The sequence below is a fragment of the Collinsella aerofaciens genome (assembly GCF_015552075.1).
GTDB lineage: Bacteria > Actinomycetota > Coriobacteriia > Coriobacteriales > Coriobacteriaceae > Collinsella > Collinsella aerofaciens_Y.
In genome coordinates, this window is record NZ_JADNDZ010000092.1 from 1 (window position 1) to 6,718 (window position 6,718).

The following is a 6,718-nucleotide window of genomic DNA, read 5'->3' on the forward strand; positions in this document are numbered from 1 at the left end:
CGCCCCGCAGTGCCCGCTTCCCCCGAGAACAATTATCAGTGCAGGTAGAAGGCTTATCAAAAATCGAAAATTGCCGGTATGGATGGCGGTCTCCGAATCAGCCCCGTAATCCGGCATAGTTTTGAAATGGTACTAAAGTAGACCCAGGCTAAATACCGATTCCAAGGATAGTTGCGGTGGAATAGTTCCTGTTTGCCGGGGTAATGGCGGAAATCAGGAACTATTTCACCGCAACTGAGGAGGGCAGGGTGGATGGCGGGGTAGTTAAAAGAGCTGAGTCCTAAATTAGCTGCTTAAGCTGGGTCGATGTCCATGCTGGCGATTAGGTCGATGTTGGTGTTGAGGAGGTTCTCTAGCACGACGTCGCCCATGTGGATGGGGGCTTTGACGACCAGGCCGCGGATGAGGTCCATGGCTTGGGCATGGAGTTCGAGCGGGATGGCTTCGGCCGTGCGTACGGGCAGCAGCGCCTCGTCGCCGCAGGATATCGCCACCGTGGTGGTGAGCACGCGCATGGGACAGGTGAGCTCCTGGTGCGCGAACTTATTACCGCGCGGGCAGCTGTTGCCGGTTACGGAGCGCACCTCCACTACGTTGCCATCGGCGTCGCGCTCGACTTCCACGGTCAGGAGACACTCGGACGGGCAAGTCGTGCAGTTGAACTGCAGCGTTTCGATCACGGTATCGCTCATGGCCTTATGCCTCCTCGACGGGATCGACTGACAGGACAATTTCGCTGGTACCCAGGTCGAGCGCCTGCTGAATGACCTTCGCCGGCAGCGGGAAGCTTTCCATAACGCTCGGTTTGAACGGGCGGACCTTGCCGGCGAACAGTTCCTCGTCGCCTGCCAGAATACGTACGCGAGCGGCGTCGACGGGTCGGCGTACGCGGAAGTTGAGCTTAGTGAGCCCGACGGTCGTAATGCGGCCCGGCAGTGCGTAGCCTGCGATGCCGGCGGGGGAGACCGTGAGCTCGCAGCCCGCGTCCGCCACTCCCGCCGCGGTGCCGACAGCCCCCAACGCCCATGCCGCCGCAGCCGCACCGGCACGCTCGGACTCGGTCGTCACATTGTCTGACAGGTCATGCACGTGCAGCACGTTGCCGCAGGCAAAGATGCCCGGAACGCCCGTCTGCAGGTTCTGGTCCACCACGGCGCCGCGCGTACGTGGGTCCAGCTCCACGCCCGCGGCAACCGAAAGCTCGTTCTCGGGTATCAGGCCCACCGAAAGTAGCAGCGTGTCGCATGGAACAACGCGCTCGGTCCCCGGAATGGGCGCAAGATGCTCGTCGACCTGGCTTACCTCGACGGCCTCCACGCGGTCGTGCCCGATCACGCGCGTGACGGTGGTGGACAGGTGCAGCGGAATGCCAAAGTCGTCCAGGCAGTTTTTCACATTGCGGCGCAGGCCGTTGGCGTACGGCATGAGCTCGTACACGCCCTCGACCGAAATTCCCTCGAGCGTGCAGCGGCGCGCCATGATCAGCCCGATGTCACCCGAGCCCAAAATGACGGCGCGCGAGCCGGGTTTGAGGTTCTCGACATTGATGTATCGCTGCGCCAAGCCGGCCGTAAACACGCCGGCAGGTCGGCTGCCGGGAATCTTGATCTCGCTGCGGGTGCGCTCGCGGCAACCCATGGCAAGGACGACCGCGCGCCCGGTGAGCTGCAGCATGCCGGTGGGGCTCATGAGCATGACGGTGTGGAGTGCGTCGTCTTCCGTGGACTCGCCCGAATCGATCCCAAGCACCATACTGCCCAAGAACAGCGCAATGTCGGTCGCGCGCACCTGGTCAATAAAGCGCTGTGCATACTCGGGGCCGGTGAGCTCCTGTTTAAAGTGCGAAAGGCCAAAGCCGGGGTGAATGCACTGGCGCAGGATGCCGCCCAAGTGCTGCTCGCGCTCCACGATAGCCACGCGCGCGCCGGCCTTGTGCGCGGCAAGTGCGGCCGCCATGCCGGCAGGTCCGCCGCCGATAACGACGACGTCGAACGCCTGCGTCTGCACCGCTTCCGTAGCTCCTGCCTCCGCGCGTTCGTTGCGCATATCAAACGTCGCCATCCTAGCGCACCCCCTTCAAAGGTCCCTCAACGAGCCACGAGCCAGTGTCCTCCAACAGCACCTCGCTGGGGTCGCAGCCCAGCTCGCGCGCCAGAATCGCCACCACGCGGCTCTGGCAAAAGCCGCTCTGGCAGCGGCCCATGCCCGCACGGCAGCGGCGCTTGACGCCCTCGACCGAAACCGCGCCCGGTCGGCGTCGAATCGCGGCTACAATCTCGGCCTCGGGTACCGTCTCGCAACGGCAGACGATCTGCCCCCACGCGGGATCAGACTTGATCAGTTCTTCCTTGCGCGCCAGCGGTGCGCGGTCAAAGTCGTCCGGCGCGCGGCGAATTGGGTTCCAGTCCGCCCGCTCGTGCAGCTCCACGCCCGCTTCGCGCATCACAAGCTCCATGCGCTCGGCAATGGCCGGCGCGCTCGCGACGCCTGGCGACTGAATGCCCGCCGCCTGGAAAAGCCCCGGCACAACGGCCGACTGTCCAATAAAGAAGTCGTTCGTTCCCTGAATGACCGGGTGCCCGCCGGCAAACGCGCGCACCACGCGGCGCGTGTCCAGATCGGGCACCAGTTTGCGCGCGCCCGCTAACAGCGCGTTGACATCGGCGGCGTAGGTCTGTGTGTCGCCCGGCTCGCGCACGGCGGCCGTCGCGGTGATCACGGTGTTGCCGTGGACCGTGCCCGTGACGATAACGCCCTTGGACACCGGCGTGGGCACGGGGTAGAGCGGCATGAGCGCGCGCGGCTCCTTGTCCAGTACCACTATGTTGCCTTGGCGCCAGACCATCTGGAACTCCTCGGCGCCGGCCATGTGCGAGATGTTGGCGGCACCGTTGCCCGCGGCGTTGATTAGATAGCGGCAGCGCACATCGCCGGCAGGCGTCACCAGCGTAAAGCGCGCAGCACCGTCGGTAGCCTCGCCGCCAGCAACCTCAATGGCCTCCACTGGCGCAGACCGCATAAACGTCACCCCGTTGGCGACGGCGTTCTCCAGCGCGGCGATGGCCACTTCAAACGGGTCGACGTAACCGGTCGAAGGGCACCACAGCGCGCATGTTGCGTCGGCGCTGGCACGCGGTTCCAGCTCGTGGATACGGTCGGGGCCAATGATCGCCAGCTCGGGCACGCCGTTGGCCAGGCCATTCTGGCGTAGCTTCTCCAGGTGCGCACGGTCCTCGTCGCTAAAGCCCAGCACCATTGAGCCGGTTCGGCAAAACAAAACACCCAGCTCCTGGGCCCAGGTGCCATACAGCTCGCAGCCGCGGGCGTTGACTTGCGCCTTTACGGTGCCCGGTGCCGGATCGTAGCCGGCGTGCACCAGGCCGCCGTTGGCCTTCGATGCGCCTAGGGCGACGTCGTTGGCCGCCTCGACCACGCAAATGGACAAGTCATAGCGCGCGAGCTGCCGCGCGATGGCGCACCCGGTGATGCCCGCGCCCACAATCGCGATATCAAACGTTTCTGTCACAGTGCCTCCCAGACGAGTTGACAGGCTGTCAATAGTACTATCCTACGGTCTGCACACCCCCAGTGCAGCGGCAATGCGGCGAACAGCCCCGCAACACCCGCCAACGGCAGGCGAGGGGAGACTCGGGACCATCGGTGACCTCGTCTGCCGCCCCTGGTGTCAGAGGTTTGTCTCGTTCTGTAACATCTGGGACTGTTTTTGCCGAGTAACTGTTGCAGATTGAGACATTTGGTTTGGACGGTTTTCTTTGTCTCAATCTGTAACAGTTAGCTGAGGATTTGGGTTCTAGATGTTACAGATCAAGACAAACCTTCCGGTGGATTTTGAATGTCTCGATCTGTAACAGTAAGAGGGGTTTTGGGGCTCAAGATGTTACAGATCGAGACGTTTGCCAGGCGGGCCATCCGTTTGTCTCGATTTGTAACATCTAGACCCGGATTCCGCCTCCACCTGTTACAGATTGAGATGTTTGTGTCCGCGGCAGCCCCGTACCCAGCCGTAGTCCCATATAAACAAACCCCGTGGTAAACTTGACCGGACTGTAAATATTCCGAAAGGTACCCCTAATGTCCAAGTACATCTCCGAGCTCATGTCGCCGCAGCTTATGGGCGTCGTCTATGCCTTTGTTGGCTTTATCATCGCCCTGTATGTGCTGTCGGTTGTCTATGTGTTTATCGACGCTCGCCGCCGCGGCGCCAGCGCCTACGTGGCATGGGGCATCATCGCCCTCATCCCGTTTGTGGGCCTCATCGCCTACCTGGTTCTGCGCCCGCACTCCTACGCGTCCGACCGCGAGGAGCAGGAGCTGGACATGGCCCTGCGCGAGCGCCAGCTTGCCCAGTACGGCACCTGCCCGCAGTGCGGCGCGCCCATCGAGAAGGACTTCGTCGTCTGCCCGGTGTGCGATACTCAGGTTCGCAACGTATGCCCCAGCTGCCATCGCCCGCTCGATGCGCACTGGAAGGTCTGCCCCTACTGCCGAACTCGCATCCAGTAACGCATCCATCGCCAGGCCGGCCTCAAGCCCCGGGCACGCCGCAAGTCACGCGCGCCCCGCAGCCCCGCCCCCACACGATGAAGCATGCGTAGAAAATCGCCCGCCGTGCCATTAAGGTGCGGCGGGCGCTTGTATACCAAGGCAACCTGCCTATAATGATGCAAGTCAAAAACGCCGAGCGCATCGCACGCACTTGCATCAGGCATCCGAGAGGAGAAAACATACCCATGAAGGCACTCTACAATGACGGTTCGGTGGCCGAGCTCCCGCAGGACGAGGTCACGCACGTCATCCGCCACTCTGCCGCGCACATCATGGCGCAGGCCATCAAGCGCCTGTACCCCCAGGCCGACTTTGCCTACGGCCCCGCGACCGACAACGGCTTCTATTACGACGTCGACCTGCCCGAGGGCGTCAAGATCAGCGAGGACGACTTCCCCGCGATCGAGGCCGAGATGAAGAAGATCGTCAAGGAGAACCTCAAGTTCACCGTGTACGAGAAGCCCCGCGCCGAGGCCATCGCCCTTATGGAGGAGCGCGGCGAGAAGTACAAGGTCGAGCACATCGGCGACCTGGACGACGACGCCCGCATCACCTTCTACCAGCAGGGCGACTACATCGACATGTGCGTCGGTCCCCACATCTGCTACACCAAGGCTCTGAAGGCCTTTAAGCTCACCGGCGTCTCTGGCGCTTACTGGAAGGGCGACAAGGACAACAAGATGCTCACCCGCATCAACGGCGTCGCCTTTGCCACCAAGGAAGAGCTCGACGAGCACATGCACATGCTGGAGGAGGCCAAGAAGCGCGACCACCGCAAGATCGGCCGCGAGATGGACCTCTTTATGATGCGCGACGAGGCCCCCGGCTTCCCGTTCTTCCTGCCCAACGGCATGATCCTTAAGAACACGCTGCTGGACTACTGGCGCGAGATCCACCACAAGGCCGGCTACGTGGAGATCTCCACGCCGCTCATCATGAACAAGCAGCTGTGGAAGACCTCGGGCCACTGGGACCACTACAAGGACAACATGTACTCCACCGTCATCGACGACGAAGAGTACTGCATTAAGCCCATGAACTGCCCGGGTGGCGTGCTGGTGTACGCCTCCAAGCCGCACTCCTATCGCGAGCTGCCCATCCGCGCCGGCGAGATTGGCCTGGTGCACCGTCACGAGCTGCGCGGCGCCCTGCACGGCCTGTTCCGCGTTCGCTGCTTTAACCAGGACGACGCCCACCTGTTTGTGCGTCCCGACCAGCTGACCGACGAGATCGTGGGCGTGGTCAACCTCATCGACTCCGTGTACCAGAAGTTTGGCTTTAAGTACCACGTTGAGCTTTCCACCCGCCCCGAGGACTCCATGGGTTCGGACGAGGACTGGGCTCGCGCCGAGGAGGGCCTGCGCACCGCTCTGGAGCAGCTGCACATGGACTACGAGGTCAACGAGGGCGACGGCGCCTTCTACGGCCCCAAGATCGACTTCCACCTGGAGGACTCGCTCGGCCGTACCTGGCAGTGCGGCACCGTGCAGCTCGACTTCCAGATGCCGCTCAACTTTGACCTGGAGTACGTGGACGCCGACGGCACCAAGAAGCGCCCCATCATGCTGCACCGCGTATGCTTTGGCTCCATCGAGCGCTTTATCGGTATTCTGATTGAGCACTTTGCTGGCAAGTTCCCCACCTGGCTCGCCCCCGTGCAGGTCAAGGCGCTTCCGGTCTCGGAGAAGAGCCGCGACTACGCCCACGAGGTGTGCGCTAAGCTGGAGGAGGCCGGCATTCGCGTGGTCTGCGACGACCGCGACGAGAAGATCGGCTACAAGATCCGCGAGGCCCGCAGCATCGACCGCGTGCCCTACATGCTCATCCTGGGCGAGAAGGAGGTCGAGGCCGGCAACATTTCCGTCCGCGATCGCTCCAACGAGACCGTTCAGATGAGCGTTGACGAGTTTGTTGCGAAGGTGACCGAGGAGATCAAGACTCGCGCCTAAGGCAAGCTTCACAACAATTAACAAAGGCGACCGTCCACAAAGGGCGGTCGCCTTTTTTCATACCCAAATAAGAAAAGCCGCTGGTTGAGCGGCTTTTTTTGTTGCACAAAAAGGTACAGGTTTTTATAGGGGGCTATGGAGATGTACCTACGGTTGATTTTCAATCTCAACGCAACAGCTTGAACGGACCCCGCGTTTCCGCA

6 protein-coding genes are annotated in these 6,718 nt (G+C 62.2%); 2 read left to right on the forward strand and 4 right to left on the reverse strand.

From position 1 onward, the window contains the following. Window positions 1–293 precede the first annotated feature (293 nt). Genes I2D41_RS06955 through I2D41_RS06965 form a run of 3 tightly spaced genes read right to left on the reverse strand, consistent with a single transcriptional unit; the run spans window position 294 to window position 3,526 of the window. A complete protein-coding gene (locus I2D41_RS06955; RefSeq protein ID WP_195364025.1) occupies window positions 294–692 on the reverse strand; it encodes a DUF1667 domain-containing protein in 399 nt (132 codons plus the stop codon). A 4-nt stretch (window positions 693–696) separates the two neighbouring features. Further along, complete coding sequence (locus tag I2D41_RS06960; protein WP_195364026.1) at window positions 697–2,061, reverse strand: NAD(P)/FAD-dependent oxidoreductase; 1,365 nt, start codon at window positions 2,059–2,061, stop codon at window positions 697–699. A gap of 1 nt (window position 2,062) precedes the next feature. Then, window positions 2,063–3,526: an NAD(P)/FAD-dependent oxidoreductase gene (locus I2D41_RS06965; RefSeq protein ID WP_195364027.1), complete on the reverse strand. Its 1,464-nt coding sequence runs from the start codon at window positions 3,524–3,526 to the stop codon at window positions 2,063–2,065. A gap of 566 nt (window positions 3,527–4,092) precedes the next feature. Between I2D41_RS06965 and I2D41_RS06970 the strand changes: the two genes are divergently transcribed. Together I2D41_RS06970 and thrS are read left to right on the forward strand one after the other, a co-directional pair. Next, complete coding sequence (locus I2D41_RS06970; RefSeq protein ID WP_055251579.1) at window positions 4,093–4,524, forward strand: double zinc ribbon domain-containing protein; 432 nt, start codon at window positions 4,093–4,095, stop codon at window positions 4,522–4,524. Window positions 4,525–4,751: 227 nt separating this feature from the next. Beyond that, a complete protein-coding gene (gene thrS / locus I2D41_RS06975) occupies window positions 4,752–6,515 on the forward strand; it encodes a threonine--tRNA ligase (protein ID WP_035138071.1) in 1,764 nt (587 codons plus the stop codon). Window positions 6,516–6,532: 17 nt separating this feature from the next. Here thrS and I2D41_RS10070 read toward each other — a convergent pair. Continuing rightward, on the reverse strand, window positions 6,533–6,718 hold a 186-nt coding region (locus I2D41_RS10070; RefSeq protein WP_229042240.1), incomplete at its 5' end, for a hypothetical protein.